General features: G+C 65.8%; 24 protein-coding genes. 7 read left to right on the forward strand and 17 right to left on the reverse strand.

Annotated elements, in window-relative coordinates:
* Positions 1-235: 235 nt before the first annotated feature.
* Genes ACP69S_RS18395 through ACP69S_RS18420 form a run of 6 tightly spaced genes read right to left on the reverse strand, consistent with a single transcriptional unit; the run spans position 236 to position 4,979 of the window.
* The gene (locus ACP69S_RS18395; protein ID WP_425999712.1) at positions 236-379 is read right to left on the reverse strand and encodes a hypothetical protein; all 144 of its coding nucleotides are present in this window, start codon (positions 377-379) and stop codon (positions 236-238) included.
* Positions 379-1,134, reverse strand: coding sequence for a nucleotidyltransferase family protein (locus tag ACP69S_RS18400; protein ID WP_425999714.1), 756 nt, complete (start codon positions 1,132-1,134; stop codon positions 379-381). The genes ACP69S_RS18395 and ACP69S_RS18400 overlap by 1 nt, the downstream gene beginning before the upstream one ends.
* A gap of 5 nt (positions 1,135-1,139) precedes the next feature.
* Positions 1,140-2,291 (reverse strand): dATP pyrophosphohydrolase, encoded by a 1,152-nt coding sequence (locus ACP69S_RS18405; protein ID WP_425999716.1) that lies wholly within the window; start codon positions 2,289-2,291, stop codon positions 1,140-1,142.
* On the reverse strand, positions 2,291-3,352 hold the full coding sequence (locus ACP69S_RS18410) for an LptF/LptG family permease (protein WP_425999718.1): 1,062 nt from the start codon (positions 3,350-3,352) through the stop codon (positions 2,291-2,293). Before ACP69S_RS18410 ends, ACP69S_RS18405 begins: the two co-directional genes overlap by 1 nt.
* On the reverse strand, positions 3,349-4,515 hold the full coding sequence (locus ACP69S_RS18415) for an LptF/LptG family permease (protein WP_425999786.1): 1,167 nt from the start codon (positions 4,513-4,515) through the stop codon (positions 3,349-3,351). The genes ACP69S_RS18410 and ACP69S_RS18415 overlap by 4 nt, the downstream gene beginning before the upstream one ends.
* A gap of 26 nt (positions 4,516-4,541) precedes the next feature.
* A complete protein-coding gene (locus tag ACP69S_RS18420) occupies positions 4,542-4,979 on the reverse strand; it encodes an HIT family protein (protein ID WP_425999719.1) in 438 nt (145 codons plus the stop codon).
* Between the two features lie 94 nt (positions 4,980-5,073).
* Between ACP69S_RS18420 and ACP69S_RS18425 the strand changes: the two genes are divergently transcribed.
* Positions 5,074-5,514: a DUF2141 domain-containing protein gene (locus tag ACP69S_RS18425; RefSeq protein WP_425999721.1), complete on the forward strand. Its 441-nt coding sequence runs from the start codon at positions 5,074-5,076 to the stop codon at positions 5,512-5,514.
* Positions 5,515-5,624: 110 nt separating this feature from the next.
* Here the strand turns inward: ACP69S_RS18425 and ACP69S_RS18430 are convergent, their stop codons facing one another.
* Positions 5,625-6,518: a metallophosphoesterase family protein gene (locus ACP69S_RS18430; protein WP_425999723.1), complete on the reverse strand. Its 894-nt coding sequence runs from the start codon at positions 6,516-6,518 to the stop codon at positions 5,625-5,627.
* A 159-nt stretch (positions 6,519-6,677) separates the two neighbouring features.
* On the opposite strand from ACP69S_RS18430, the gene ACP69S_RS18435 reads away from it, so the two are divergent.
* The 3 genes from ACP69S_RS18435 to ACP69S_RS18445 are packed head-to-tail and all read left to right on the forward strand — an operon-like array spanning position 6,678 to position 9,564.
* Positions 6,678-7,712 (forward strand): CDP-alcohol phosphatidyltransferase family protein, encoded by a 1,035-nt coding sequence (locus ACP69S_RS18435; RefSeq protein ID WP_425999788.1) that lies wholly within the window; start codon positions 6,678-6,680, stop codon positions 7,710-7,712.
* Entirely contained in the window at positions 7,712-8,629 is a 918-nt protein-coding gene (locus ACP69S_RS18440; protein WP_425999725.1) for a diacylglycerol/lipid kinase family protein, read from the forward strand. The genes ACP69S_RS18435 and ACP69S_RS18440 overlap by 1 nt, the downstream gene beginning before the upstream one ends.
* Positions 8,626-9,564, forward strand: coding sequence for a hypothetical protein (locus ACP69S_RS18445; RefSeq protein ID WP_425999726.1), 939 nt, complete (start codon positions 8,626-8,628; stop codon positions 9,562-9,564). Before ACP69S_RS18440 ends, ACP69S_RS18445 begins: the two co-directional genes overlap by 4 nt.
* 20 nt (positions 9,565-9,584) lie before the next feature.
* On the opposite strand, the gene spt is transcribed toward ACP69S_RS18445, so the two are convergent.
* The 9 genes from spt to ACP69S_RS18490 all read right to left on the reverse strand — a co-directional run bounded on the left by spt (position 9,585) and on the right by ACP69S_RS18490 (position 19,490).
* Positions 9,585-10,802 carry a serine palmitoyltransferase gene (gene spt / locus ACP69S_RS18450; RefSeq protein WP_425999728.1) on the reverse strand — a complete coding sequence of 406 codons (1,218 nt, stop codon included), beginning with the start codon at positions 10,800-10,802 and terminating at the stop codon, positions 9,585-9,587.
* Positions 10,803-10,804: 2 nt separating this feature from the next.
* Positions 10,805-11,056, reverse strand: coding sequence for an acyl carrier protein (locus ACP69S_RS18455; RefSeq protein WP_425999730.1), 252 nt, complete (start codon positions 11,054-11,056; stop codon positions 10,805-10,807).
* Positions 11,057-11,142: 86 nt separating this feature from the next.
* Positions 11,143-12,093, reverse strand: a complete 951-nt coding sequence (locus ACP69S_RS18460; protein ID WP_425999732.1) for an NAD-dependent epimerase/dehydratase family protein — start codon at positions 12,091-12,093, stop codon at positions 11,143-11,145.
* A gap of 2 nt (positions 12,094-12,095) precedes the next feature.
* On the reverse strand, positions 12,096-13,799 hold the full coding sequence (locus ACP69S_RS18465; RefSeq protein ID WP_425999790.1) for a fatty acyl-AMP ligase: 1,704 nt from the start codon (positions 13,797-13,799) through the stop codon (positions 12,096-12,098).
* Positions 13,800-13,801: 2 nt separating this feature from the next.
* Positions 13,802-15,160 carry a lipopolysaccharide biosynthesis protein gene (locus tag ACP69S_RS18470; RefSeq protein ID WP_425999734.1) on the reverse strand — a complete coding sequence of 453 codons (1,359 nt, stop codon included), beginning with the start codon at positions 15,158-15,160 and terminating at the stop codon, positions 13,802-13,804.
* Entirely contained in the window at positions 15,157-16,320 is a 1,164-nt protein-coding gene (locus ACP69S_RS18475) for a glycerophosphotransferase (protein WP_425999736.1), read from the reverse strand. Before ACP69S_RS18475 ends, ACP69S_RS18470 begins: the two co-directional genes overlap by 4 nt.
* Before the next feature lie 19 nt (positions 16,321-16,339).
* On the reverse strand, positions 16,340-16,954 hold the full coding sequence (lptC, locus tag ACP69S_RS18480) for an LPS export ABC transporter periplasmic protein LptC (protein ID WP_425999738.1): 615 nt from the start codon (positions 16,952-16,954) through the stop codon (positions 16,340-16,342).
* A gap of 88 nt (positions 16,955-17,042) precedes the next feature.
* Complete coding sequence (locus ACP69S_RS18485) at positions 17,043-18,206, reverse strand: glycoside hydrolase family 88/105 protein (RefSeq protein ID WP_425999740.1); 1,164 nt, start codon at positions 18,204-18,206, stop codon at positions 17,043-17,045.
* A 522-nt stretch (positions 18,207-18,728) separates the two neighbouring features.
* The gene (locus ACP69S_RS18490) at positions 18,729-19,490 is read right to left on the reverse strand and encodes a FadR/GntR family transcriptional regulator (protein WP_425999741.1); all 762 of its coding nucleotides are present in this window, start codon (positions 19,488-19,490) and stop codon (positions 18,729-18,731) included.
* Positions 19,491-19,821: 331 nt separating this feature from the next.
* On the opposite strand from ACP69S_RS18490, the gene ACP69S_RS18495 reads away from it, so the two are divergent.
* Together ACP69S_RS18495 and ACP69S_RS18500 are read left to right on the forward strand one after the other, a co-directional pair.
* Entirely contained in the window at positions 19,822-22,677 is a 2,856-nt protein-coding gene (locus ACP69S_RS18495; RefSeq protein ID WP_425999743.1) for a TonB-dependent receptor, read from the forward strand.
* Between the two features lie 70 nt (positions 22,678-22,747).
* A complete protein-coding gene (locus ACP69S_RS18500) occupies positions 22,748-24,625 on the forward strand; it encodes a hypothetical protein (RefSeq protein ID WP_425999745.1) in 1,878 nt (625 codons plus the stop codon).
* Positions 24,626-24,683: 58 nt separating this feature from the next.
* On the opposite strand, the gene ACP69S_RS18505 is transcribed toward ACP69S_RS18500, so the two are convergent.
* The gene (locus ACP69S_RS18505) at positions 24,684-24,962 is read right to left on the reverse strand and encodes an HU family DNA-binding protein (protein ID WP_062146073.1); all 279 of its coding nucleotides are present in this window, start codon (positions 24,960-24,962) and stop codon (positions 24,684-24,686) included.
* A gap of 221 nt (positions 24,963-25,183) precedes the next feature.
* Between ACP69S_RS18505 and ACP69S_RS18510 the strand changes: the two genes are divergently transcribed.
* Positions 25,184-26,851 carry an MFS transporter gene (locus tag ACP69S_RS18510; RefSeq protein ID WP_425999747.1) on the forward strand — a complete coding sequence of 556 codons (1,668 nt, stop codon included), beginning with the start codon at positions 25,184-25,186 and terminating at the stop codon, positions 26,849-26,851.
* Positions 26,852-26,856: the final 5 nt, after the last annotated feature.

Consider the following 26,856-nt stretch of genomic DNA (forward strand, 5'->3'; position numbering starts at 1 on the left):
TGGATCCTTGGCCCGCGCCGCCAGCCGACGGGTCCGCGCGGCGTCATAATCGACTCGAAGCTTGATGGCAGACATCCACAATCTCCCTTGCAACCACGAGAGTGAATCACTGTTCGGCCCGTCAGGGAATCCTGGCGGAGCCAGAGCTAGGGGCTTTTGGTATAAGGGCTTCGCCCTTTGCTGCCCATTCTCCAAACCGCGCTATGGCTGCATATGACGCTTCACCCACATCGCCTTAGTGGAGGAGTTCTTCCCAAAGCTCTGCCCAAGCAGATTCGGCTTCGTCATTGGCCTCGATGGCTTTGAAGGCGTTTCTCGGATCGTACCGTTGCCTGTAACCGCCATTTAGGGCGTCCCAGTGTTCGTTGAGATCGTCCATCAGCGCTCCACGATCGTCCGAACCAGATCCAGATCCGCCGGCTTGTCGACATCGACCGCCGCCAGCCCATACGATGACCGCACCGCCGCCGCCTTGACTCCCGCCGCGCGGCCCAGCCGCTCCAGCGTCTCGTCCAGGGTCATCCACCCCAGCGCGAACCGCACCAGCATCAGCGGACCCAGCATCGCGGCGATGCGCCAGGGCTGCTTGCGCAGGCTCTCGGCCTTGCGCCAGAAGTCCACGGCGTTCAGGGCGGTCTCGTTACGCAGCAGAAAGAGATTGCAGCCCGAATAGCCGCCGTCCTTGAACCGCCAATAGGTCCGCTTGGTCTCCGGCGCAGCGGCGCGGACCACGGCTTCGGGAGCCAGCAGTACGGCGAAGTCGCAGTCGGTCGGGGCCTTGGCCAGGAACTCGGTGATCCATTCCGGCTGCAGCAGGGCGTGATCCACCGTGGTGACCAGCAGCGGCGTTCCCATGATGCTCGCGCCGTCCTGCACCGACTGGCTGGGACCACCGGCGGCGGGCAGGGGAGAGGCCTTGGCCACACTCTCAAGGGCCGAGACCACGGCGATATCCGAGGTCGAAACCCCGATCCGCGTTGCGCCGGCCTGGTCGAGGGCGCGCAGCACGCGGGTCAGCAGGGTCTCGCCGCCGAGGACAATCAGGCCCTTGTGGCTGACGCCGGCATAGTCGGCGACAGGATCGACGCCTCCGCGCGATCCCGCGAGGACCAGGGCCTGGAAGCTCCCGCTCATGGCGCTCAAAGCGTTTTCTCGTAGATGCGATAGGTCTTGTAGATGGTCGCGCCCATGGCCTCGGAGATGCGCCGCATCGGCATGTTCTCTTCCAGCACCCACGAAAATTCGAACTTCGTGTAGCCCAGCGCCAGAGAGGCGTCGCGGCCGGCGTTCATCAGGTGGAAGGGCAGCAGCTGGCCGCGCATGGTGTCGGCGAACTTGCGCTTCACGCCCATCAGCGGCACCCGCGCCGACTTCACGCCCTTGACCTTCAGCCGCCACAGCAGCTTGGCCCAGCCAAATGGCAAGAGCTTGCCGCCAAGGTCGCGGATCGCCTCATTGACGTTGGGCAGCAGCACGATGAAGCCCGCAGGCTCGCCGTCGATCTCGGCGAACAGGGTCATCTTCTTCTCGATGACCGGCTTGAGGGCCTTGGCCAACTGACGGGTCTCGGCCTCGGTGGTGGGCACGAAGCCCCAATTGCCAGCCCAGGCGTCGTTGAGGATTTCGGTGAGGGAGACAACTTCCTCATCATAGCGGCTCATGTCCAGTTCGCGCAGCACCACGCCATCGGGCAGGCCGCGCCTGACCCGACGCACCACCACGGCCGGCAGGTCAGCGGTCGGGTCGCACAGATAGGCGTAGAGGTCCTTGGCCTTGACGTAGCCCTGATCCTCGACCCGTGCTCCCGTATAGGCCGGATCGTGGCCCATCATCACCATCGGCGGCGTGTCGAAGCCGTTGACCAGCAGGCCGACCTCCTCGTTGATCGACAGGTTGAACGGCCCCAGCGCCCTGGTGCAGGCCCGGTCGCGCAGCCAGTCCTCGGCGGCGCGAAACAGCACCTTGAACACCATGTGATCGTCCTCGGCGGCGATCAGTCCGAAATTGCCCGTCTTCTGGCCCTCTGCCTGCGGGGCGAGAGCGTCGATCTGGGCGCTGATCCGGCCCACGTCGCGACCGTCGCGCACGGCCAGGAACAGCTGAACCTCGGCATGCTCGAAGAACGGGTTGGTCTTGGGCGACAGCGCTTCGGACCGCTCCATCATCAGCGGCGTGATCCAGTTGGGATCGCTGGCGTTAAGGCGCGCGGGTAGCCTGATGAAGCGCTGAAGCTCCTCCGGCGTACGGACCTGAATGACCCGAAGGTCGGCGTCGTGCGAATCGAACGGCATCAGCCCTCCAGATTGACCAGGGCGTTGATCGCCAGGGCGCCGAAGATCACCGGAGCGCCCCAGACAGCCAATATCGGCGAGACCGCGCCGCTCTCGCCCAGAGCCGAGAGCAGTCCGTCGACAACGAGGAACACAAGGCCGGCCGCGAGGCCAACCGTCAGCAGGACCGCGCCCTGACGGCTACGGAAGTTGGCCAGGGCCACGGGGGCGCTCAAAAGCAGCATGATCAGCGCTCCGAACGGACCGGCATAGGCGCCCAGCAGGCGGGTCTCGTAGTAGCTGGGCGGCCGGTCGGTGCCACCGTTCAGCAGGGCGCGCTTGGCAGAGTCGGCCGACGGCGCGGGATTGTCGGAGAACAGGGCCTGGACGTCGACGGGCCGCAGGGCCGAGGCCCAGCTCATCTGAGTGGTCGTGATGGTATCGACACGTTCGCCGGCAAAGCGGGTGGTCACAGCTCTGGAGAGGCTCCAGCCCTTGGCTGCGTAGATCGCGGAGGGGGCCTCGACCCGTTCGACCATCCGGCCGCTTTTGTCGCGGCGATAGATCTTCACGGCGTTCAAGGTGCGGCCGTCGGCGGTGCTGTTGGCGGCGACCACCAGGTCGTCGCCCACCCGGAAGCTGACGGGGCCAGTCTCCTTGCGGTCGGCGGCCGGCGTGTGGGCCTTCCACCAGGCGTCGAGGATCGGATCGGTGCGCGGCGCGATCAGCTGGGCGCAGGTGAAGTCCAGCAGCATCATCGCCACCGCCGCCGGGGCGGCCATGGCCACGATGCGATAGGCCGAGATTCCCGCCGCGCGCATGGCGATGATCGCGCTCTCGCGGGCCAGTTGCGAGAAGGCGAACAGGCCGCCGGCCAGCACGCTGATCGGCGCGACCTGCTCGATCAGACGCGGGGTGCGCAGGGCGGCGTAATAGAACACCCCGCCCATGCCCAGGCCCCGGTCGAGGATGTCTGTGGTCACTTCCAGCAGGTCCAGGACCTGCAGTATGCCGAGCAGGACAGCAGCCGCGCCGAGGATGCGGGTCCCCGTAACGCTCAGGACGTAGCGTTGCAGTCTCATGACGCGGCCTGCCGGCGGGGAACGACCATGCGGACGGCGCGGTCCAGGGTTTCGCCGATCTGTCGGACCACGCGGCTGATCGGCGTATCGCCGGGCCGTTTGCGGCTGCCCATGAACATCCAGACACTGAAGCTGGTGAAGATCAGGAAGGGTCCCCAGATCGCCATTATGGGATTGGCCTTGCCGGCTTCGGCCAGGCTCTGGCCCAGCAGCAGTGAATGCTGGAACGCCAACAGCAGTACGCCAGCGACGATCAGGCCGGGTGTGCGGTTGCCCCGCTTGGCCGCCAGACCCAGCGGAAAGGCCAATAGCGGCAGGAAGGGCAGGAAGGCCGCCCTAGCAAGACGACCATAGAACTCGGCCAGCAGGGTCGATTGCGGCAGTGTCGACTTGCCCGACGCTGCCTGACGCGCCAGCTCGTTCAGGGTCAATTCGCGCTCGTCGCCGCCACGCGCCCGCAGGAGGGTGGCCGCGCCGGCCAGCGGCATTTCGGTGGTGAACTGGTCGAAGACCAGGGTGCGATAGCCGCCGGCGGCGTCCAGGCCGATGCGTTGGCCGCGGCGCAGCAGCAGGATGACCTTGTCGCCCGTCGGGCTGGCGCTGAGCGTGGCGGTCTGCGCGGTGATGACTTCCTCGCGGCCCTTGTCGTCGAGACGGCGGATGAAGACGCGGGTCAGGCTTTGGCCGGCCGGATCGGCGCTGTCGGCCGTCATCAGCAGGTTGTCCTCGTCGATGAAGGCGCCGCCCGAAAGGCGTCCGTTCCAGCCGGCGTTGACGGCGGCGTGCATCACCGAGCGATAGGCGTAGCGGCTATAGGGCTGGCTGTAGCCGAACAGGGCCACGCTGAAGAGGCTGAGAAACAGGCCCACGCAGACGAACGGAATGGCGATGCGGCTCAGCGACTGGCCGCTGGCCAGCAGGGCGTCGATCTCCGAGCCGTCCGACAACTTGGTGATGACGATGAACAGGGCCACGAAGAACGCCACCGGCAGGGCCAGGCCCAGATAATGCGGCATCAGGTTGGCGGCCAGTTCGGTGACATAGCCAAAGCGGGCGCTGCTTTGCGACAGGGCGTCGAGCAGGCGCAGGATGCGCTCCAGCAGCAGGGCGACGACGGTCACCCCCAGGCAGCCGACCATCGGCCAGGCCACCAGCTTGAGCATGTAGCGGTCGATCAGACGCAGGTTGGTCACGCGGCCGACCAGTCCTTGGCCAGCAGGGTCGCCAGTACAGCCGCGGCTGGCGAATCCAGATCCACTGTCACGCCGAGGGCCGGGGCGGCCGGCCAGCCGGCGTCGGTGAAGGTGCGGCCCTCGTGGACGCGCGCGCCTTCGTATCGGGGAATGACGTGGAAGTGCACGTCGCGGTCGACCATCATCAGCATCAGATAGTTGATCTTCTCATAGGCCACGACCTTGCCCAGCAATCGCTCGATTCCGTCGACCGCGACCTTCAAATCGGCGAAGGCGGCGGGACTCAATTCAGAGAACGCTTCGGCCTTTTCCTTGCATATCAGGACCAAGGCCCCAAATGTCGGCTGCTTGGGGCGAACCAGAACAAGCCAATAGTCGGTTTCAGCCACCCTGGTGTCAGGGTAGCCAAAGCTCACGGCGGTGGGATTGGTCATGTGCAGGCTCGCCTCGTGGCGTCGAGCGCCGCCGATTCACAATAGGGACCCGACCTTTTTCATGGAAGTGTGATCAGCGCTGTTTGTCGCGGCCGTGGCCGGGCTGATCGTTGCGGCCTCGCCTGCGACGGCAGCTGACGACGGCGCCGGTCCGAGCAGCGCCACCACGCTTTCCGTGCAGGTTTCCCAGCTTTCCTCGACCGCGGGCGAGGTGGTGGTCACCCTCTATCCCTCCGACCCGCGCCGCTCCCTGGCCCCGCGCGGCAAGCTGCTTAGCCTGAGGGCCATGGCGATCCTCCCGGCGACGCGGGTCTGCTTCAACCTGCCGGGGCCGGATGTCTATGCGGTGGCGGTCTATCATGACGCCAACGCCAACGAGGATTTCGACCGCAACCGCGTGGGCATGCCCGTCGAAGGCTTCGGCTTTTCCAACGACGCTCCGACGCGGTTTGGCCGGCCGTCGTTCGATGCCGCGCGTTTCGCGGTGAAGTCGGGCGAGAACGCCTTGCGAGTGAAAATGCGCTATCAGCGCTAGAGCATTCCCCGATAAGTGTGAAACGGTTATCGGATCGAAAAATGCTCTAAACTTTTGATTTAGAGCCCTTTTCGCCCGACCCTGATGAAGCCATCAGGTCGGAAAGGGCTCTAGACCAGCACGTAGCGGCCCAGTTCGGTCGCCAGCCCCGTTTCCGGATCCAGCCCACGGGCGATGACACGAACCGACGCCGCGCCAGCGCCTTCGTGCGTGATCTCGATGGCGTGCCAGCGCGCCGCCGGATGCTTGCCGCGCCCCAGGGCCGAGGCCGAGGGCACGCCCAGCACAGGGATCGCCGCGCCGTTCGGACCCGGCGTGGTCGCCACCAGCCCCTCGTGGGCGTGGCCGTGCAGCACCAGATCGACGCCCTGACGCGCCAGGATCGCGCGCAGGGCGCCCTGGTCGTCCAGCGACTTGCGTTTCGACACCGCGCCCGGGATCGGCGGATGGTGGATCAGGACCACGCGGAAGAGGTCGCTATGGGCGGGGTCGGCCAACAGGGCCTCCAGCCGGGCCAACTGCGACTCGCCCAACCGACCGGTCGCCAAATGCGGCGCGGTGGGGATGGCCGAGCACAGGTTGATGATCGCCACCCCCTCGCGAACCCGCAGGCGGGGAAACGCAGGCTCTCCGTCGTCGCCCAGCCACGCCGCCCAGGCCAAGAATCGTTCCGGTCCGGTTGCTCCGACCAGGGCGTCGTGGTTGCCCGGGCTCAAGGTGACCCTATCTGAAGGACCAAGGCAGCTCAGCCACTGCCGCGCGGCCTCGACCTCGACGGTGGAGGCGAAGTTGGTCAGGTCGCCGGTGATGGCGATGTGGTCGGGCGCATAGGCCTTGATGTCGGCGACCAGGGCGGCCAGCACATCGGGCTGGTGCTCCTTGTGCTTGCGCCGCCAGGCGATGCGGCTGAGCAAACGTTTTGAGGGGAGGTCCCGCCAGCCGAACGCGCCCGCAGGCGGCGGCAAATGCGGGTCGGAAAGGTGGGCGATGCGGAATATCGACAAGGCAGAATCGCGCTTTTTGGCCATAAACGAAACGACGCTGCTTATCACGCGCTACGGGTTTTCAGGGGTTCTCGCACATTGACCGGCGGAAGTAATCAAGGCGGCGACGCCAGACGGGCCGCCATCACGGTCGGCAAGGCGTCGGCCCGGATCTGGGGCATGACCTCGGCCCAGCGCCTGTCGCGGATCTATGGCCGTGTGGGCCTGAACGAAGTCACGGCTGAAACGGCGCCGACCGACGGCGACGTGGTGGTGATCGACGCCGGCTGGGTGTTCGACGAGTCGCTGATCCGCGCCCTCGCCGGGCGACCCGGCGTGGCCCTGATCGACGAGACCGGCCGGGTGGTGGCCGCCAACTTGCCGGCGAGCGCCGGCGCCGATCTCTCCGTCGTTGCCGCCGACGTTCCGCGCCTGACGGCCATGGAGCTGGGCTCGGCCTATAACAGCGAACTGCGCAAGCGCGAGCCGCCGGTGCTGGAGCGCCTGACGCCCGAAACCGTCGATGTGGTCGAGAAGCGGTTGTTCATGGGCTCGTACAAGGGCGTCACCGACCTGGTGACCAAATATGTCTGGCCGGCGCCGGCCCGCGTGGTCACCCGCTGGTGCGCCTTGGCCGGGCTGACGCCCAACATGGTGACCTTCGCCAGCTTCCTGATGGTGCTGGCCGCCTTCTGGCTGTTCTGGACCGGCCAGTATGGCTGGGGTCTGGTCTGCGCCTGGATCATGACCTTCCTCGACACCGTCGACGGCAAGCTGGCCCGGGTAACCCTGACCTCGTCCAAGTGGGGCAATGTCTTCGACCACGGCATCGACCTGATCCACCCGCCGTTCTGGTGGTGGGCCTGGTTCGTCGGCTTGGGCGCCTTGGGCTTTACCGTGCCGCACGGCGGCCTGCTGCTGGCCATCGTGGTCGGCGGCTATGTGGCCCAGCGGGTGGAGGAGGGGATCTTCCTCTCGCTGTTCAAGGTCGAGATGCATGCCTGGCGGCCGTTTGACAGCTTCTTCCGGCTGATCACCGCGCGCCGAAACCCCAACCTGATCTTCCTGACGGCTACGACGCTGGTTGGCCGTCCCGACATCGGCTTCATCTTCGTGGCGGCCTGGACCGCCATCTGTTTCGTCGTGCACGGCGTGCAGATCCTGCAGGGCCTGATTGCGCCCAAAGGCGGCGTAACCTCCTGGCTGTCGCGCTGATGAAGGTCGGCGTCGTCCACAATCCGCGCAGCCACGCCAATATGGGCCGCAGCGCCGACTCGTGGGCGCCTGACGATGTCATGCTGGTCCGGCCCGCCACGCGGGAAGCGCTTGAGGTCGATCTGGTGGCCTTCGCCGCGCGGGGCGTCGAGCTGCTGGTCATCGATGGCGGCGACGGCACCATCCGCGACGTGCTGAGCCTGCTGCCGCGCGCCTTTGGCGATACGCCGCCACTGATCGCCCTGCTCCCCTCGGGCAAGACCAACGTGCTGGCCATCGATCTGGGCGTGCAGCAGGGCTGGACCCTGCAGGAGGCCTTGATCGCGGCCCGCTCGCCCAAGGCGACGATCAAGCATCGCGCGCCATTGGAGGTCGCCTGGGACGACGGCCGGCCGACGATGCGGGGCTTTGTTTTCGGCCTGGGCGCCTTCGTGCGCGCCACCCTGATGTCCAAGAGCGTCAATCGCATGGGCGCTTTCCACGGCCTGTCCGTGGCCCTCACCGTGGCCGGCGCTGCGGTGGGAGCCCTGATGGGCGGCGCACGTGATCACTGGCGGTCCGGCGTTCCGCTGAGCCTGTCCATCGACGACCAGCCGACGACCGACCAGCCGCGCTTCCTGCTGATGGCCACCACGCTCAAGCGTTTGCCCTTGGGGCTGAAACCCTTCGGCCCGCCGCGCGAGGGTCTGAAGATCCTCGATGTCGACGCGCCGCCCCGGCGTCTGCTGGCGGCTCTGGTGACACTGCTCAGCGGCGGCGACGCCGCCTGGCTGCCGAGGCTGGGCTATAGACGCGGCGACGCGCGGGTTCTGCGCGTCCGGACCGCCGAGGCTTTCGTGCTGGACGGCGAAGTCTACGAGTCCGCTGGCGGTCTGACCGTGGCCCTGGGTTCGACCCTGCGGTTCCTCGCGTCATGACTAGCCTGGCGACGGCGATGGTCGAGGCCGAGCTGCGCGCTCCTGCGCCGCCGCACGCCGTCGCCTTCGCCAGAACCCTGGTTTCCACCTTCGAGCACCCTGTGGCGGTGCTGTTCTACGGGTCGGTCCTGCGGACCGGCGATCTAGAGGGGGTGATGGACTTCTACGTCCTGACCGCCCGGGCGCGGCGCGGCTGGCGAGGCGTGATGGGCCGCAAGCTCTGGCCCGACGTCAGCTATCATGAGGCCGAGCACGAGGGGCGAACCCTGCGCGCCAAGGTCGCATCGATGACCCTGACCCAGTTCGCCCTGGCGGCGCGAGGCCGCGAGATCGACACCACGATCTGGACGCGCTTCGTCCAGCCCTCCGCCCTGGTGTGGTCTTCCGGCCCGGAGGTCGAGCCGGTCGTCATCGCCGCCGTTGCCGAGGCGGCCCATTCGGCCGCGCGGTTCGCGGCGGCGCTGGGACCCCGCGAAGGCCCGGCCGAAGCCTATTGGGCGGCTCTGTTCCAGCAAACCTACAAGGCCGAGTTTCGCGTCGAGCGCGGCGGCCGCGAACAGTCGATCCTGGCATTCGACGCCGCGCGCTACGATCGCCTGCTGGTCGCCTGCTGGCGCGAGCAGGGCCTGCTCGACATTCTGACGCCCGGATCCGTGCAGCCCAATCTGACCGAAGAGGCGCGAGCCCGGTTCGCAACGGCCTGGCGGGTGCGGCGGCGGCTGGGCAAGTCTCTGAACATGGCGCGCCTGGTCAAGGCGGCCTTCACCTTCGAGGGCGCGGCGCGCTATGCGGCGTGGAAGATCGAGCGGCACACGGGTCTTGCTGTGCCCCTGACGCCATGGCGCGAGAGGCATCCAGTGCTGGCCGCGCCGGGGGTATTGTGGCGATTATGGCGGATGCAGAGGGCCCAGAGGGCCCGCAAGGCCGAGGCTTGAGCGCCTCGGCCCGCTAAACGTCAGGCCGAAACCCGCTGGCGCTGGTTGTCGATCAGACCCATCGCGGCGCCGACCTGGGCGAACACGGACAGCACCTTCTCGATCTGCTCGTCGGTGTGGGCTGCGCTGACGCTGGTGCGCAACAGCGGACGGCTGTCGGGCGTGGCCGGCGGCAGGGCAAGGTTCAGATAGACCCCGTTCTGCAGCAGGGCGTTCCACATGCCGATGGCGCTTTCCTGATTGGGCATGGTGATCGCCACGATGGGGCTGGCGGTCGGGCCGGTCTGGAAGCCAAGTTCGGTCAGGCCGTCATAGAGGCGGCGGGCGTTGGCCATCAGGCGATGGCGCAGTTCCGGCGCTTCTTCCAGGCGCCTCAGGGCGACCAGGGTCGAGCTGACCACGGCGGGCGGCAGCGAAGCGGTGAACATGTACGGACGGCAGACGACGCGCATCACGTCGAAATCGTCGACGTTGCTCACGCAGAAGCCCCCGATGGCGCCCAGGCTCTTGGAGAAGGTGCCGACCACGAAATCGACGTCGTCCTCGACGCCTTCCTGTTCGGCCAAGCCGCGGCCGTTCTCGCCGAGCACGCCCATCGAGTGGGCTTCGTCGACCAGCAGATAGCCGCCAAGCTCGCGCTTCACGGCGGCGATTTCCTTCAGGGGCGCGGTGTCGCCGATCATCGAATAGATGCCTTCTACGACGATCAGGCGCTCGCCTGGCAGATCCTTCATGCGGCGCAGGCGCTTGTAGAGGTCTTCAGGATCGTTGTGGCGGAAGCGGATGACCTCGGCGTGGCCGAGGCGCGAGCCGTCATAGATGCTGGCGTGGCTGTCGGCGTCCAGGATCAGATGGTCGCCGCGACCGACCAGGGTCGACAGAACGCCGAGATTGGCCTGGTAGCCGGTGGTGAACACCATCGCGTGCTTGCGCCTGTAGAACTTGGCCAGGGCGGCCTCGAGTTCGACGTGCGCTTCGAAGCTGCCGTTGGCGATTCGCGAGCCGGTCGTGCCGGTGCCTCGCTCCTGCACCGCCTTGACCGACGCGGCGATGCTCTCGGCGTCGAAGGTCAGGCCGAGGTAATTATTGGTGCCCAGCAGGATCGTGGGACGGCCATCGATAACGCCCTCGGTCGGCGAAACTACCGAGTCGATTCGGACGTTAAAGGGATCGGTCCCGGCTTCCCGGATCGCCTGATAGGCGTCGCGGTAGGCGAGGTGTTTATCGAACAGCCCCATTTTTATCCCTTGTTCCGAAGTTCTTTAATCAGATTGGACAAGTCGCCCGCCGTCTCGACCGAGGCCAGACGATCAAGCGGGATCGAGATGTCGAACGCGTCTTCCAGTTCCATGATGATGTTCATCAAGGCCAGGGAATCGACCTGAAGGTCACGGCCGATATGTGTTTCGTCGGAAACCTCCACGGTGCGCCCGAGTACCGAGGACGCCGCCAGGCCGATTTCACGCAAGGTAAGATCCGTAACCACTTTCATGCCGACTCGCTGATACCCGCCGATAGCGGACCCTACTGATCCGAATTGTAACAGCCCGACTGTCGGATTCCTGTCAAAATTGGCTGCTATAGTCCTCTAACCGCAACTAAAAACCCCTCGGCGCGATACCATTGCACGCTGTGGGTGAATCCCGAGTCGATCCCGTATCGCGGAGCGATAGCTCCGGGAAGAACTTCCTCGTGTGAGACGCCCCAATCCAGATGGAGCATTTCGCGCGCTTTACCAGACGTGAAAATCGAAATCTTCCCATTGGCGAGTGATACGCCCTCGGACAGTCGCGCCAGCACAACGATTATCCACGATGGCGCCCGGGCGATATGTGGCGTTTTGCCCACCGCGCGTGCGGCGGCCAGCATCACTTCGGTCCAGCTGTAGCCAGCCGTCCGCTCGTCCGTCAGGGCGAACACGCCGGGTGTGGGGCGACAGACCAGTTCGACGATCCGCGCGGTCGCGTCCTCGACGTGCACCATGGCGATGCGGGCCCTCGGATCCAGGACGGGCAGGAGCGGGGAAATCTGAGCCAGCTGGAACAGGCCCAGGGTCTCCATATCGCCGGGGCCGTAGATAGCCGGCGGGCGAACAATGGTCAGATCATCGCCAAACGCCGCGCGGGCCGCCTCCTCGCCGCCGCGTTTGCTGCCGGCATAGTCCGAAAGCGAAGGCTCGCGCGCGGACAGGCTGGACACATGGATCAAACGGGCGCCCGCCGCCTTGGCCGCCACGGCGACATCGCGCGCGCCATCGACATTGGTGCGGTCGAAATCGGCGCGGGAGCGGGCCTTGATCAGGCCCGCCAGGTGAACGACGACCGTCGCCCCCGCGCAAAGCCTTTCCCGCGCGCCTTGATCCGAGAGTCCGCCGATCACCATCTGGGGCTCCAGCCCCGCCCAGACCGGATCGACGATGTCGCGCCGGGTCAGCACGCGAACGGTCCAGCCGCCGGCGGCGAGCGCGCGCACCAGATGTCTGCCGAGGAATCCCGTGGCGCCGGTAACCGCGACGACGCCTCGACTCATGATCAGGCGCGCTCTGCGTAGGCGCCGGCCAGGAACGCGGCCTTGGCCTTGGAGCGGCTGAGCTTGCCCGACGAGGTCTGGGGCAGGGCGTGGGCGCCGACCAGATGCACCTGGGTCTCGACGCTATGGCGCAGGCGCAGCACGGTGGCGACATTCTCGGCCAGAGCCTTTCGGGTCTCGGCGTCGCCGCCGCGGGCCTGGACCAGAACGACCACGACTTCTTCGCCCTCGCCGGGCGTGGAGAAGGCGGCCACGTCACCGCTGCGCAAGGAGTCGATCTCCGCCTCGGCGGTCCATTCCAGGTCCTGCGGCCAGATATTGCGGCCGTTGAGAATGATCAGGTCCTTGCCGCGACCGGTGATGACAATCTCGCCGTCGATCAGATAGCCAAGGTCGCCGGTGTCCAGCCAGCCGTCGGCCGACAGCACGCGGGCGGTCTCTTCGGGTTGCTCGAAATACTGCCGCATCAGGCTGGGGCCGCGGGCATAGATCCGGCCGACCCCGCGCTCGGGCAAGGCTGCGCCGGTTTCATCGCGAACTTCCAGCTCGTGATGCGGCAGGACGGGGCCGTTGCGAGCGAAGTCGCGCGAACGGCCGGCGTCGGTACTGGTCACGGCCAGGCCCTGTTCCAACTGCTCGATGTCCAGGGTCTCGACCTTCAGGCCCCCGCCCAGGGGCGACATCGACAGGGCGAGGGTGGCCTCGGCCATTCCATAGCTCGCCACGAAGGCGCTGTCGGAGAAGCCCACCGTCTTGAACCGCTCGGCGAAGGCGCGCAGCGGGCCGGTGCGGATCATGTCGCCGCCGAGGCCAGCGCTGCGCCAGCGCGACAGGTCCAGATGTTCGATGGAGGCGGCTTCAGCCCGGCGGGCGCAAAGCTCGTAGCCGAAGGTGGGGCTGTAGCTGATGGTGCCGCCGTTCCTGGTGATCAGGTCCAGCCACATCAGCGGCCGGCGCACGAAGGCGCCGGTCGGCAGCAGGTCCACGGTCATCTGGCTGGTCATGGGCGAAAGCAGGAAGCCGATCAGGCCCATGTCGTGATAGAGCGGCAGCCACGAGATCGCCCGGTCTTGGGGGCGCACCTTCAGGCCGTCGCGCGTGATCGCCTGGGCGTTGGCCATCAGGGCGCTGTGGGTGACCACGACGCCGGTCGGGAAGCGCGTGCTGCCCGACGAGAACTGCAGATAACAGGTGCGGTCGGGCTCGATGACCGGCAGCTCGGCGCCATTGGCGGCGGGCAGGTCGGCCAGGGTTCCAGCGAAGCTTAGCGGCTGTCTGGCCGCGATCTCCGGCAGCCACGCGGCCATCGAGGTCGGGCCGATCAGGATCGACGCCTTGGCTGAGGTCAGCATGCGAGCGATCTGTTCGATATAGGCCTCGCGGCCGCCCAGCGGCGCGGGCAGGGGCAGGGGCGCGGGCGGCAGGCCGGCATATTGACAGGCAAAGAAGGCGCGGACGAAGTCGGCGTCGGTCTCGGCGATCAGGCCGACACTGTCCCCCGGCTTGGCGCCGGCGGCCAGCAGGCGCTGGGCCAGCTCCATCGCCTGCTCGCGCAGACGCGCATAGGGCAGGGCCTCGACCAGTTCGCCGCGCATCGAATAGAGGTTTACGCCCGTGTCACCGGTCGCGGCGAAATCGAGCGCCTCGGTCAAGGTGGGGAAATCTGCGAAACGAACGGTTCGCGCGGCGCCAGTCGGGGTCATCATCATTACCTGCCGCCTTTGGCGTCGTTTGCGTCGTCGGCGCAAGAGGCTTCGTTGTTACCGAGCGCGGAGGATCTCGCAAGTCGCACGCGCAGTGTCAAAAACATCCCGATGGCCATGGCCAGGGCCGCGCCCACCAGAGCGCCGCCGGCGCCATACAGGCCAAACGTCTTCACCGCCGGGACTAGCGCCGCGACAAAAACAGCGCAGACGACCAGGCGCACGCGCAGCGCGGCGCCGGCCGCCCGCATGGAAACCAGCATGGGCTCCAGCGGCAGGGCCAGTATGCCAATCGCGGCGGCGGCGACCTGCCAGGTCATGATCCCGGCGGCCGGGGCGTATGCCGCGCCCATGATCAGCACGAGCAGGGGCTTTCCGGCCACGGCGGTGACCAGCAACAGGACGCCTGCGACCGCGCCGCCCAGCATCCCGATTTGGCCAGCCAGCTTGCGCATGGCCGCGTCGCCTCCGGTGGCGCGCAGCTTGGCCAGTTCCGGATAGAGGGCCGGGATCACGAGCCGTGCCGGCTTGGCCATGCCGTCTGCCACCTGCCGGCCGATGCGCCAAAGCGCCGCCTGAGCCGGACCCAGGATGGCGCCGACCATCAGGGTGATCACGTGGGTGAAGGCCACGTCCAGGCTGCTGCTGAAATTGGTCGCCCAAGCGAACTTCCACACCCCCGGCAGGCCTTCGCCGAGTGGTCCGGCCAGGGTGAAGCCGTCCAGCAGCTTGCGCCGGCCCATTTCGCGCCAGGCGACGGCCGCGACATAGAGGAACGACGCCACGGGACCGGCGGCCCAGGCCGCCAGGAACACCCACAGCGGCGCATGGGCGGCGAAGGCCAGGCCCGCACCGATCAGGCGGACGGTCGAGCTGATCGCCTGCTCGGCCGCAAGATAACGGAACTTGTCGAACAGGCGCAGCAGGCCCACTGACGTCGCCGAGGTCATCACCGCTATGGTCAGGGCGTAGAGCGCAGCGGCGGGGGCGAGATCGCGCGACCATCCCAGCACCGAGCCAAACAGCAGGGCGCCGGCGACGCCCAGTGTCACGCCCACCAGGCCGCTGGTGAGATCGAGGAAGAGCGAAAGGCGCACGACCTGCTGGAAGCGTGGCCTGTTGTTTTCGAGCAGGGGTCCTGCGCCGTACTGCAATACTGTCTGCCAGGACTGGAACTTGACCACGTCGCCGAGGAACTGGGCGAAGGCGGTGATCAGCGCCAGCACCCCAAACTGCGCCAGACCCAGGCCTCTAGCGGTCAGGGCGATATAGCCGAGGCTGACGACGGCGTTGACGGTGCGACCGCCGAGCAGGGTCCCCGCATTGGCCAGTACGCGGGCAAGAACGGGTCGCTCGGCGCTCATGCGGCTTGGCGCGCCTTGGCGAGCACGCGCTCGGCGATGGCCCGGGCGGCGCGTTCCGACGAAGGCGTGGCCGTCAGATCGAAGCTCTCCGCGAAACCGGTCTTCTGGATGGTGACATAGTCGGCGTGACCCACACGCGCGGCCTCGACGGCGTCGGTCAGGCCGTCGATCGAGGTCAGCACCGGTCCATATTGCCAATGGTGGAAGCTCTCGTCGCCCTGCCAAGAGACATCGCCCGGATTGAGGAACAGGCAGGGCTTGGGCGTGCGCAGGAACTCATAGATCTGGCTGCTGACGTCGCCCAGGTAGATGTCGGCGGCGCGAGTATAGGTCATGTCGATAGCCGCAGGACCGCCCAGGTCGATATGGATGCGGGGATGGTCGCGAAACGGCGCGACGCTCTCCAGCATGGCTTGGCTTGCGCCATCGAACAGGCGGATGTGCGGGGCGAAGATCAGGTTGAAGCGGCCGTCGGCGGCGAACTGCTCCAGCACCCTGACGCCGAAGCGCGGCCACGAGCCCAGGGTGGCGTGGAAGTGCGGGTTGTAGACGACGATCGGCTTGGCGTCGGGAAAGACCGGCAGCGGCGAGCCGGGCAGTGCGTCGATTATGTCGAACTTGGGATAGCCGACCATGGCGCAGTTCTCGGGCTTCACCCAGCCGCCCTCGACCATGCGTTGGCGCTGTTTGGGGCCGGCGGCCATCACCAGGTCGAACTGACGAAGCCGGGGCTCGAACACCCCGCCGCGATCGCCCGCGCCATGCTGAGTATAGACCAGCAGCGGCTTGCGAACGCCCAGCTTGCGCAACATCGCGGTGGTGCGTTCCGGCGTGACGATGGCGTCCATCTTGCCCAGGGCCATGGCGTTGGCGGCTAGCATCAGCGCCTTGGGCGGAGTCGAGGCTTCTTTCAGGCGCACGGCGCGCAGCCAGGCCGGTGGCAGCAGGCGCGAGGCGATGGGCGCGCCGCCCAGGGCGTCCAGCAACTGGCGGGCATAGTCGAGGTGATCCTGGGTGGTGGCTGCGATCTCGACCTCAAGTCCGGGCCAGCCTCTGGCCAGCGCGACGGCGATGGGCAGGCTGTGCAGGATCTGATGCGTCTGGGCGATGTAGAGAAAACAGACCTTGGGCCGGGATGCGGCGGTCTTGGCCAGGCTCATGAGAGTCTCGCCGGCCAGATCAGTTGCCGGGGTTGAGGCGCGAGCGCACCCGACCCTTGAAGATCACCCGGTCGCCCTCGTCGGAAACCGAATAGCTGTCGGCCCTGACCTGATTGCCGGCCCCGCCACCCTGAACGCCAGCGTCACCCATCACTTGGCCGGTGCGGGTGTCGATCACGGCCTTCTCGGTCTTGAAAGCGTAGCCATCGCCATTCTCGATCTGTACGTCGCCGGTCAGCAGCAGCGCGCCCTTGGCCTCGTCGTAGTCGCCCAGTCTGGCCACGACCTGGGTAGGATTGTCGGAGCCATAGCCACGCGTCAGTTGCGGGGCTTCAAGCGCGATCCTGTTGGGATTGGCCTTGTCGCGAACGGCGGCGGTGGCGACGATCAGGAACTCGCGGCCGTCCTTCATCGCGCCGGTGAAGCGCGGGTTCTCCATTCGCAACGGCGCGCCAGCCACCACGCTAGCCGCCTTGGCCTGGGCGGCGCGGATGGCGGCCTGGGTCGCGATGGAGCCGCCGACGATCAGCGCCACGGCGGGCAGCACCAGCCGCAGCGTGCTGACCGACTTGCGTCGGCGAGGCCGGATTTTACGCCTCAGGACGAGGGCTGAAGACGGAGCAAACGAGGTCATGACGGCCAGGGCGCAAAGCTTAGGGCAACCGGCTTAATCCCGTCCGCGCCAACTCCCAAGAGATATTCGAACGCCGCGCGACGGCGCGTTAGCGCCGGCCGCGTCCGACCTCGGTGGCGGCGAGCAGCAGAGCCCCGACCCCGTAGAGCTGCGTATCGTCGGGTTCGACCTGTTCGGGGGCGTAGCCGACCTGCTGAACCCAGACCAGCTTGCCCTCGGGCGTGACCGCGCGCTCCAGCGCCGCCCAGCCCTTGTTGGCCGCAGCGCGAAAGCGGGGCTCGGTGAGAACGCCGTTGTTGACGCCCCAGGCCAGACCATAGGTGAAGAAGGCCGTGCCGCTGGTTTCCGGTGGCGAACCCTCGGGCGCCAACAGGGACGGCGCCCAATAGCCGTCGGGCTTCTGGATCGCGACCAGCCTGGCCGACATCGCCTTGAACAGGGCGATATAGCGGGGGCGGGAAGGGTGGTCTGCGGGCAGTAGCTTCAGGACGTTGACGATCCCGGCATAGGACCAGCCATTGCCCCGGCTCCAGAAGATCTTGCGACCCTGATCGTCGCGGCGGGTCAGGTAGCGGCTGTCGCGGAAATAGAGATCGTTGTCCTTGTCGAGCAGGTAGTCGGTGGTGGCCCAGAACTCCTTGTCGGCATAGGCGGCGTAGCGCGGATCGACGGTGGCCTTCGAAAGCCCGAACCAGCTGGCCGGCGCCATGTAGAGCGCGTCGCTCCAGCACCAGCGGGTCTGGCAGGGCGGTTCGCCGACACCGTCCTGGAAGGCCAGATCCTCGTTGGGTTGGTTGGCCAGAATCGCGTCGAACCGCGTGCGCAGGGCGGCGATCCTGACGGGGTCGGCTTCCTTGCCATAGGCCCACAGCCAGCTCTGGCCGATCACATGGTCGTCGGCGTGCAGCGGCCGGCGACCCAGCTGCCAGTTCTGGGCGGCGCCATGGGCGAGCACGGCCTGAGCGTATTTCGGGTCACCCGTCCGGTCGGCGAAGGTGAAAACGCCGGTATAGAGCGCGCCCTGGATCCAGCCCTTGGGGTCGACCGTGTTGTGCTTGTAGGTGCGCGTATAGTCGAAATTGTCCATGCGCGAGAGCTGCCAGTCGGCGACCTTGCGGCCCAGGGCCAGGACTTCGGCTTCCTTGGGAGACGGAGCGGGCGTCGAGGCCGCCGACGGCGCGACGGCGCCCGGCGCAGTGGCGCAGGCCGAGGTCATGGCGAGTGCCGCGGTGAGGATCAAGCTGACGCGCATCGGGTTTCCCTTGTGTCACGCGGCTTATGCTTCCGCGTCGGTTGCGTGCTGGACGCATGAGCGTGGTCAAGCCGCCGAGGCATAGCTACGCCGTGGCCGACGCGCGTCTGCAAGCCTACTCACCCACAATACCCTTGGCCACAAGGGGCTTGGAATTCTGGGTCAGGCGAGGCATCTGACGCGGCCAAAGCCTCAGCAGGCGGGACGATGGTCTCAGCTGTTCGGAGAGTTGCGGGCTCGAGCTTGGATTATTGTGATGGATTGGTAAGGCCAATTGAGTTTGATTGGGCTACCAATTGGGATATTATGGTTTCGCAAAAGATTCCCCCCACGCAGGCCCGCAGCCCGATTCCGCAGCGGGCCGTCTTTTTGAAGGCGACGATCATCCGGCCTTCTAATCGAGCCACTGAATTCGTCGACCTGGCGGGCGATGCGTAACTTTCGCCCGCGCCTCCTCCCGAGGTTAGCCGACGAAGGGCGGCTGGGGCCTTCCCCCAGTCGCCCGCTTTATCCCGAGAGCAGCTAGACCCCTGAGCGGCGGACAAGCTCCGTCCGCCGGGCCTGGACCTCGTTGCGGGCCTGCTCCAGCGCATCGATCTCGGTGGCGGTGAGCAGGTTGTCGATCACGCGGCCCAGGTGTTCGCGCATGGCGTTGCGAGCGGCCTTGGGGTCGTGGGCTTGCAGGGCCAGGAGGATTTCCTGGTGGTCGTCGATCAGGGGCCGCACGCCGACCTGGCGAGCCCGTTCCAGCATGGCGCGGCACAGGGGCGACTTGTAGCGCAGGTCCCAAAGGTTCTCGACCACGGTCACCATGGCGCTGTTGCGGGTGGCCTGGGCAATGGCGACGTGAAAGCGGCGGTCGGCCAATTCGCCCTTCACGTTCTGGTCGTTCTCCACGACCATGTCATCCATGATGGCGGCCAGTCGGACGAGTTCCGCATCGGTGATGGTGGTGGCGGCCAGGGCGCAGCTTTCGCCCTCGATCAGGCGCCGGGCCTCGGTCAGCTCGAACGCGCCGATATCCAGTTCCGGGGCCTGGATCTCCGGTGTCGGGGCCTCGGTGACATAGACGCCCGAGCCGTGGCGGGCCTCGACCAGACCGCGGATTTCAAGCGCGATCATTGCCTCGCGCACTGTTGGACGGCTAACCCGGTAGTCCTCGGCCAGGTCCCGTTCCGATGGCAGCCTTTGTCCGGGCAGGTACTGGCCTTCGCGGATCGACTCCACGATCGAATTGGCGACCTGCTGATAGAGCTTGCGAGTTTCGGCGGTCGATGTGGTCATGACAGTCTCTTGCCCGGCCGGTCTGACCGGCGCGAGAGGAAAATAATTCAGGCGGAGGGTGAGCGCCACCGCGCAGCCTCCTGACCTTGCTTCGGCATCACCATCAAGCGGTCGGATCATCTATCGTTCCGCCTTTCGGCCTGCCCGAGGTCATGGTCGAGATCATCGACGCCAAGGTCATCGTTGCCGGCCCGCCCGAAGCTCTGAGTTGGGAGGTACGCTAGTCTGAAAGAACCCGGAATTGGCTTGACAAAATCTATGACACCGGTAGCAAATGGTCTTACCAAATAACTGATCGTCTCCGCCAATGAGGGACGAAAGAGGGGAAGCCATGACGTTCAAATCCATTCTCGGTCTTTCGACCGCCTTCTGCGCGCTAAGCGTCGGCGCCGCCTATGCCCAGAGCGCGCCCCAAGCCGCGGCATCGACGGATGTCGTCGAGGAAGTCGTCGTCACGGGCTTCCGCAAGTCGCTGCAGGCGGCGATCGCCGTCAAGCGCTCGGAAACGTCCATCGTCGACGCCATCAGCGCCGAGGACATCGCCGACTTCCCTGACCTGAACCTGGCCGACTCGCTGCAGCGCGTGCCGGGCGTCCAGATCGACCGCGACGGGGGCGAGGGCCGCTCGATTAATGTGCGGGGCCTCAGCTCGGACTTCGTGCGCGTGCGACTGGACGGACTGGAAGCTCTGGCCACCACGGGCGGCCGTGACGGCGGCCGCGCCAACCGCAACCGCGGCTTCGACTTCAACGTCTTTGCCTCGGAACTCTTCAACAGCATCAAGGTGCGCAAGTCTCAGGAAGCCTCGGTCAACGAAGGCTCGCTGGGCGCGACCGTCGATCTGCAGACCGCTCGGCCATTTGACTATCCGGGCTTCGTCCTGGCAATGGGAACTCAGGCTTCCTACAACGACCTGACCGAGGGGACTGACCCGCGCGGCACGTTCCTGGTCAGTAATCGCTGGATGGATGGCCGGCTTGGCACGCTGTTCTCGGCGGCCTACAGCAAGCGCAAGACTTTTGAAGAAGGCGCAAGCTCAGTCGGCTTCCGGGTGCCCGGCGACCACCTCTGCGTGCCCACCCGCGTTGCCGGGGTCATCACCTCCTACGTCAACGCCTCGTCCTGCTACCAGTCGGTCGGGACGATCACCAAGGCCGACGGTACGACCGTCACCGGTCTGGCTGCGCAGGAAGCGGCCTGGGGCGCGGCTCACCCACGCATCCCGCGTTATGGCCGCATCGGCTATGACCGCGAACGTCTGGGCCTGACCGGCGCGGTTCAGTTCGACGTTTCCGACAAGACCCGACTGACCTTCGACACCCTCTACGCCAAGCTGGATCAGAACCGCAGCGAGGAGTTCGTCGAGATCATCAGCCCGGCCCGCGAAACCGGCGTTCAGGGCTTCCGGGCCATGGATCTGGTGTCGGGCACCATCGGTCCCAACCGCACGCTGATCAAGGCGACCTTCGACGACGTCGACGCCCGCAGCGAGCAGCGCATCGACATCCTGTCGACCACCTTCTTCCAGAACTCGCTGGGCCTGACCCACGAGTTCAGCGACCGTCTGCGCCTCAACGCCCTGTATGGCGTGTCGCGGGCCATCGGGCGCAACCCGCAGCAGACCACGGTCTCGTTCGACCGTCATGATGTCGATGGCTATTCCTACGACTTCACCGACAAGAACCATCCGGGCATGAACTACGGCTTCGACGTCAACAACCCGGCCAACTGGGCGCTGATGTCCTCAAACGCTGCGGGCGACGCCTCAATCATTCGCCTGCGGCCCAACAAGACGGTCAACAGCTACGAGACCGGCGAGTTCGACGTCACCTACGACCTGACCGACGCCATTACCGTCAAGGGCGGCCTGTCGCGCAAGAAGTTCGGTTTCTCGGTCCACGAGATCCGCAAGGCCGTCGAGGGCGTGCCCGCCACGGCCCTGGCGAAACTGGCCGCCGAAGGCAAGACCATCGCCGACTATTCGACCCGCGTGACCAACTTCGGCAAAGGCCTCGACGTGCCGGCCGGCACCCCGCTGAGCTGGGTGATCCCGGACATCTACAAGCTGGACGCCCTGATCGGCTTCAGCTGCAACTGCGTCAATTCCTACGGCGATTTCCGCCTGACGCCCTTTAACGGTGAGGTTCGCAACGTCACCGAAACCTCGACCGGCGGCTTTGTGCAGGCCGACTTCCGCACTGAGCTGATGGACATGCCGGTGCGCGGCAATCTGGGCGTTCGCTATGTCGAGACCGAGGTGGACGCCACGGGCATCCTGGGCGCCGCGCCCCTGAACCTGAAGCACAAGTACGATGACACCCTGCCGGCTTTGAACCTGTCGATCGAACCGCGCGAGAACCTGATGGTGCGCTTCGCGGCGGCCAAGGTGATGGCGCGCCCCGCGCTCAACCAACTGACGCCCGGTGGTTCGGTGTCTCGCGGTGTGTCGGAAACCACCCTGACCGTCGGCAACCCGTTCCTGGCCCCGATCCGGGCCAATAACTACGATGTCAGTGTCGAGTGGTATCCCTATCAGGGTGCCCTGTTCAGCGTGGCCCTGTTCCGCAAGGAAATCTCGTCCTACGTCCAGACCACGCGTCAGGCGATGCTGTTCTCAGACACTGGCTTCCCGGACTCGATCCTGCCGGTCGGCGTGCTGCCCAGCGATACAGTGATCTTCACCTCAAGCCAGAACACTCCCGGCGGCAATCTCAACGGCTACGAGATCACACTCCAGACGCCGTTCACCTTCCTGCCCGGTCCGTTCGACAAGTTCGGCGGTCTGTTCAACTACACCAAGGTGGACTCGGCCATCGACTACATCGTCAACACGACGACTGGCGCGCTGTCGCGGCAGCCGATCGTGGGCCAGTCGCCCAAGTCGTGGAGCGCCACGCTCTATTACGAAAACGGTCCGTTCGAGGCTCGGGTCTCGGGCACCTATCGTGACGAGTATCTGACCCGCGTGCCGACGCTTTACGGCAACGACGTCGATGGCAAGGCCGACGCGCTCAATGTCGATATGTCGATGTCTTATGACCTCAGCAAGAATTTCACGATCTCGTTCGAGGGCATCAACCTGACAGATCAGTTCGACGAGCGTTGGACCAACAGCACCGATGAATTCATGCTGAACTACGAACATACCGGCCGCGAGTTCGTCGTCGGCATTCGCTACAAGTTCTAAGAGCGATAGCGCGGGCCGGGAAACTGGCCCGCGTTTTCATTTCCCCACAGTAAAATCGAGTTCTGTCGAGATGACCACGCACGCCTGTACTTCCGCTCGCCGTCAGGGGCTGGTGATGGCGTTGCTGATCGCGGTGGGCCAGCCCTCGATCGCCTTCGCCGATGCGCGCGGGCCTGTCCTGAACGCCGTCGCCCCGATGAACCAGACCGTGCACAAACGGCTGCAGCCGGAGCTGGAGAAGTTGCTCAACACGCTTCTGGTCGAGCAGCGCGACATGACCCTGGACGGAACCAAGGTGTTCAGCGGTGACGACAAGTTCCTGCCGGGCAAGGTCGCCATCGGCCTGGCCTATCTGGTGATCGACACCCCGCGCGACGATCCCCGCTTCGCGACCTATCTGGCCGGCTTCAAGCGTATCGCCGACCTGACCATCGACGACACCAACGACACCTGGGGCATGTATTACTACATCCAGGCCCTGCGGATGCTGCAGCAAACGGGCCTGCTGGAGCAGGCGGTCTCGCCCGAGACCCTCGCCAGGCTAAAGGTCAAGCTGGACTGGCGACGGTTCGTGCGGACCGACGACCTGACCCTGATCAACCTGCCCAACAACTATTACGGCGTGGCTTTCAGCGTAGCGCGGCTGCGCTACCAGCTGGGCTGGGAAGACGCCTCGGCCAGCGAGGCGCTGCTGGAGCGCACGCTGGACCACTATCGCAAATATTCCGGCGACTATGGCTTTGCTGACGAGACGGACGGGGAAGGGCGCTTCGACCGCTACAGCGTTTTGCTAATCGGCGAGATCGCCCACCGCCTGATCGAGGCGGAAATGCCCGCCAGCGCCGAGGTGAAGACCTGGCTGCGCAAGTCCATCGATCTGATGCTGCCGCGCCTCAACATGCGGGGCGAAGGCTTCGAATATGGCCGCAGCATCGGCGCCTATGGCGAGACGGCTTTCCTTGAGGTGCTGACGGCGGCTGCCAAGCTTGACGTGCTGACGGCCGAGGAAAAGACGATGGCCTACGCTTTCTCGTCGCGGGTCAGCGCCCGGCATATGGATTTCTGGTTCGATCCGGCCATGGGATCGGTGAACCTGTGGGAGCATGGCCGGCGCACCGACGCCTATCGCGGCAAACATCGGATCCTGGGCGAAAACCTCAGCCTGGCCCGGCAGCATTTCTATACCAACGCCGTGTGGAACGAGTTGGGCTTCACCGACAGGGTGCCAGATCCTGGCTATGCAGCGTGGCTCGACAAGCTGCCCAAGCGCACCCTCACTTGGTTCGCACGTGGTGAGCATGACCGGCTGGTTGTCACCCTGCGCGACAGGGGCCGGGTTATCAGTCTGCCGGTGATCAGCGGGGGCAGAGGGCAGCACGAGAACTCACCCTACTACCCGGTCCCCTTCTCGCCGGGGATGCTGTCTGGCGTCGCCGACGGGCAGTTTCCGCAACTGCTGCCAATGGTGAAGCTGGAGGAGGGAGCGCTGCTTGCCCCGCTGGCCTACGCCAGGGACGTCAAGGTGACGACCAAGGGCCTCGCGACCACAGTCGTTTACCGACAGGACCAGATGGACCGTCTGGGCGAAGCGGCTCCCATCGCCGATGACCGGCTGTCGATACAGACGACCTATGCCTTTGGGCCGGGCAGGATCACGCGAACGGACGTGATCTCGGCCCAGACGCCGCTGTCGGTCGCGAGCATCGACCTGGATTTCGCTGGATTTTCGCAAGCGCCAACCACCGAGGGCGGCAAGACCCGCTTCAAGCGCGGGGATGTCACGAAGTTCGCGACCAAAGGCTTCAAGAGCTGCCGTTCGCGACCACTGGCTGACGAGGAGACCTATCGCACGCCAACCGGTGCGATGACGTCGCTGGTCCAGTGTTCGACCGGACCGATCCGCTTGGCCAACCCGGTGACGCTGTCCTGGACGCTGAACTACAAATAGCGGGAAGAGAACGACCGACGCGCCTGTGGAGCGCCGGTCGCCTCAAATCCCAAAAGGATTAGCCGTTGACGGCGTCCTTGAGTTGCTTTGCTGGCGTGAAGGCGACCTTCTTGGAGGCTGCGATCTCGATGGCGGCGCCCGTGGCCGGGTTGCGACCGGTGCGGGCCGGCTTGGCCTGAACCTTGAACTTGCCAAAGCCCGGGATCGAAACTTCTTCGCCCTTAACGGCGGCGTCGGTCACGGCCTTGAACACGCCGTCGATGATCGCCTTGGCCTGAGCCTTGGTCAGCTTGTCGTCGGCGGCGACTGCGGCGTCGACCAGATCGGAAACGTTCATTTTGCTAGCTCATCCAAAGTTGGAATCAAGGAACGTCGAGCCTGACGAACCGGGAAGGATTTGTCACGTCATCCCAGCAAATACGGGCGTTTCTACGGCGTGAAGGGTAAGGTTCACCTCCCCAGGCCCGGAAAACTCTGACAACATGCCGAGATAAGCGAGTCTGAGCGTGGTGACGCTCAACTCATGCCATGGTAGCGATAACACAAACGGGGGATTCCATGGCCAAGGCCGACAATACGGGCGCAAAGGACGGTGTTGCGGTCGGCCGCAAGGACGGACTCGTCATCGGAGCCGCCTCGGTGGGCACGGTTTTCGAGTGGTACGACTTCTATCTGTACGGCTCGCTGGCCACCTATATCACCCACCATTTCTTCTCCGGCGTGAACGAAACCACGGGCTACATCTTCGCCCTGCTCGCCTTCGCCGCGGGCTTCGCGGTCCGCCCGTTCGGAGCCCTGGTGTTCGGCCGTCTGGGCGATCTGTGGGGCCGCAAGAACACCTTCCTCGTCACCATGCTCCTGATGGGCCTGTCGACCTTCGTGGTCGGCCTGCTGCCCAGCTACGAGCAGATCGGCATCATCGCCCCCATCGCCCTGGTGCTGATGCGGCTGCTGCAGGGTCTGGCGCTGGGCGGTGAATATGGCGGCGCGGCGACCTATGTGGCCGAGCATGCCCCCGCCAACCGGCGCGGGCTCTATACCAGCTTCATCCAGATCACCGCGACCTTCGGCCTGTTCCTGAGCCTGATCGTCATCCTGGTGACCCGTAACCTGATGGGTGAGGACGCCTTCAAGGAGTTTGGCTGGCGTATTCCGTTCCTGATCTCGGTGCTGCTGCTGGGCGTGTCGCTGTGGATCCGCCTGCAGCTGTCGGAAAGCCCGTCCTTCCAGAAGATGATCGACGAGGGCAAGGGCTCCAAGAAGCCCCTGGCCGACAGCTTCGCCAAGTGGGGCAATCTGAAGATCGTCATCCTGGCTCTGGTGGGTCTGACCGCCGGCCAGGCCGTGGTCTGGTACACCGGCCAGTTCTACGCCCTGTTCTTCCTGGAGAAGATGCTCAAGGTCGATGGCGGGCTGACCAACACGCTGGTGGCGATCTCGCTGCTGATCGGCACCCCGTTCTTCGTCCTCTTCGGCTGGCTGTCGGACAAGATTGGCCGCAAGTGGATCATCATGCTGGGCTGCGTGTTGGCCTGCCTGACCTATTTCCCGCTGTTCAAGACCCTGACCGTCGCCGCCAATCCGCGCTTGGCCTCCGCAGTGGCGACCTCGCCGGTGACCGTGGTCGCCGATCCCGCCGACTGCTCGTTCCAGTTCGATCCCATCGGCAAGACGGTGTTCAATACCTCCTGCGACCTGGCCAAGTCCTATCTCGCAAAGGCGGGCGTCACCTACACCAATGCGGCGGCGCCGGCCGGCGCTGTGGCCCAGGTGAAGATCGGCGAGACCGTCCTGCCATCTTTCGCCGGCGACACGCTCGACAAGGCCGCCTTCGCGGCCCGCAAGAAGAGCTGGGAGGCCGAACTGGGCGTGGCTCTGGCCACGGCGGGCTATCCCGGCAAGGCCGACAGCGCCCTGGTCAACAAGCCTCTGGTGGTCGGGATCCTGACCCTGCTGGTGATCTATGTGACCATGGTCTACGGGCCGATCGCCGCCATGCTGGTCGAGATGTTCCCGACCAATATCCGCTACACCTCGATGAGCCTGCCCTACCACATCGGCAATGGCTGGTTCGGCGGCTTCCTGCCGACCACGGCCTTCGCCATGGTCGCGGCCACGGGCAATATCTATTACGGCCTCTGGTATCCCATCGTGGTGGCCGGCGTGACGGCCGTGATCGGCATCCTGTTCCTGAAGGAAACCAAGGACGTCGATATCGAAGCCTGACGGGG

The organism is Caulobacter sp. DWR1-3-2b1 (assembly GCF_049895765.1).
Classification (GTDB): Bacteria; Pseudomonadota; Alphaproteobacteria; order Caulobacterales; family Caulobacteraceae; genus Caulobacter.

Excerpts from the sequence above, each read along its gene's own strand:
- ACP69S_RS18410 (WP_425999718.1), bottom strand. The coding sequence starts at position 3,352 with ATGAGACTGCAACGCTACGTCCTGAGCGTTACGGGGACCCGCATCCTC.
- ACP69S_RS18435 (WP_425999788.1), top strand. The coding sequence starts at position 6,678 with ATGACCTCGGCCCAGCGCCTGTCGCGGATCTATGGCCGTGTGGGCCTG.
- ACP69S_RS18500 (WP_425999745.1), top strand. The coding sequence starts at position 22,748 with ATGACCACGCACGCCTGTACTTCCGCTCGCCGTCAGGGGCTGGTGATG.
- ACP69S_RS18510 (WP_425999747.1), top strand. The coding sequence starts at position 25,184 with ATGGCCAAGGCCGACAATACGGGCGCAAAGGACGGTGTTGCGGTCGGC.
- ACP69S_RS18505 (WP_062146073.1), bottom strand. The coding sequence starts at position 24,962 with ATGAACGTTTCCGATCTGGTCGACGCCGCAGTCGCCGCCGACGACAAG.
- ACP69S_RS18470 (WP_425999734.1), bottom strand. The coding sequence starts at position 15,160 with ATGAGCGCCGAGCGACCCGTTCTTGCCCGCGTACTGGCCAATGCGGGG.
- ACP69S_RS18420 (WP_425999719.1), bottom strand. The coding sequence starts at position 4,979 with ATGACCAATCCCACCGCCGTGAGCTTTGGCTACCCTGACACCAGGGTG.
- ACP69S_RS18395 (WP_425999712.1), bottom strand. The coding sequence starts at position 379 with ATGGACGATCTCAACGAACACTGGGACGCCCTAAATGGCGGTTACAGG.
- ACP69S_RS18445 (WP_425999726.1), top strand. The coding sequence starts at position 8,626 with ATGACTAGCCTGGCGACGGCGATGGTCGAGGCCGAGCTGCGCGCTCCT.
- ACP69S_RS18485 (WP_425999740.1), bottom strand. The coding sequence starts at position 18,206 with ATGCGCGTCAGCTTGATCCTCACCGCGGCACTCGCCATGACCTCGGCC.
- lptC (WP_425999738.1), bottom strand. The coding sequence starts at position 16,954 with ATGACCTCGTTTGCTCCGTCTTCAGCCCTCGTCCTGAGGCGTAAAATC.
- ACP69S_RS18475 (WP_425999736.1), bottom strand. The coding sequence starts at position 16,320 with ATGAGCCTGGCCAAGACCGCCGCATCCCGGCCCAAGGTCTGTTTTCTC.
- ACP69S_RS18405 (WP_425999716.1), bottom strand. The coding sequence starts at position 2,291 with ATGCCGTTCGATTCGCACGACGCCGACCTTCGGGTCATTCAGGTCCGT.
- ACP69S_RS18440 (WP_425999725.1), top strand. The coding sequence starts at position 7,712 with ATGAAGGTCGGCGTCGTCCACAATCCGCGCAGCCACGCCAATATGGGC.
- ACP69S_RS18415 (WP_425999786.1), bottom strand. The coding sequence starts at position 4,515 with ATGCTCAAGCTGGTGGCCTGGCCGATGGTCGGCTGCCTGGGGGTGACC.
- ACP69S_RS18455 (WP_425999730.1), bottom strand. The coding sequence starts at position 11,056 with ATGAAAGTGGTTACGGATCTTACCTTGCGTGAAATCGGCCTGGCGGCG.
- spt (WP_425999728.1), bottom strand. The coding sequence starts at position 10,802 with ATGGGGCTGTTCGATAAACACCTCGCCTACCGCGACGCCTATCAGGCG.
- ACP69S_RS18460 (WP_425999732.1), bottom strand. The coding sequence starts at position 12,093 with ATGAGTCGAGGCGTCGTCGCGGTTACCGGCGCCACGGGATTCCTCGGC.
- ACP69S_RS18495 (WP_425999743.1), top strand. The coding sequence starts at position 19,822 with ATGACGTTCAAATCCATTCTCGGTCTTTCGACCGCCTTCTGCGCGCTA.
- ACP69S_RS18400 (WP_425999714.1), bottom strand. The coding sequence starts at position 1,134 with ATGAGCGGGAGCTTCCAGGCCCTGGTCCTCGCGGGATCGCGCGGAGGC.
- ACP69S_RS18490 (WP_425999741.1), bottom strand. The coding sequence starts at position 19,490 with ATGACCACATCGACCGCCGAAACTCGCAAGCTCTATCAGCAGGTCGCC.
- ACP69S_RS18465 (WP_425999790.1), bottom strand. The coding sequence starts at position 13,799 with ATGATGACCCCGACTGGCGCCGCGCGAACCGTTCGTTTCGCAGATTTC.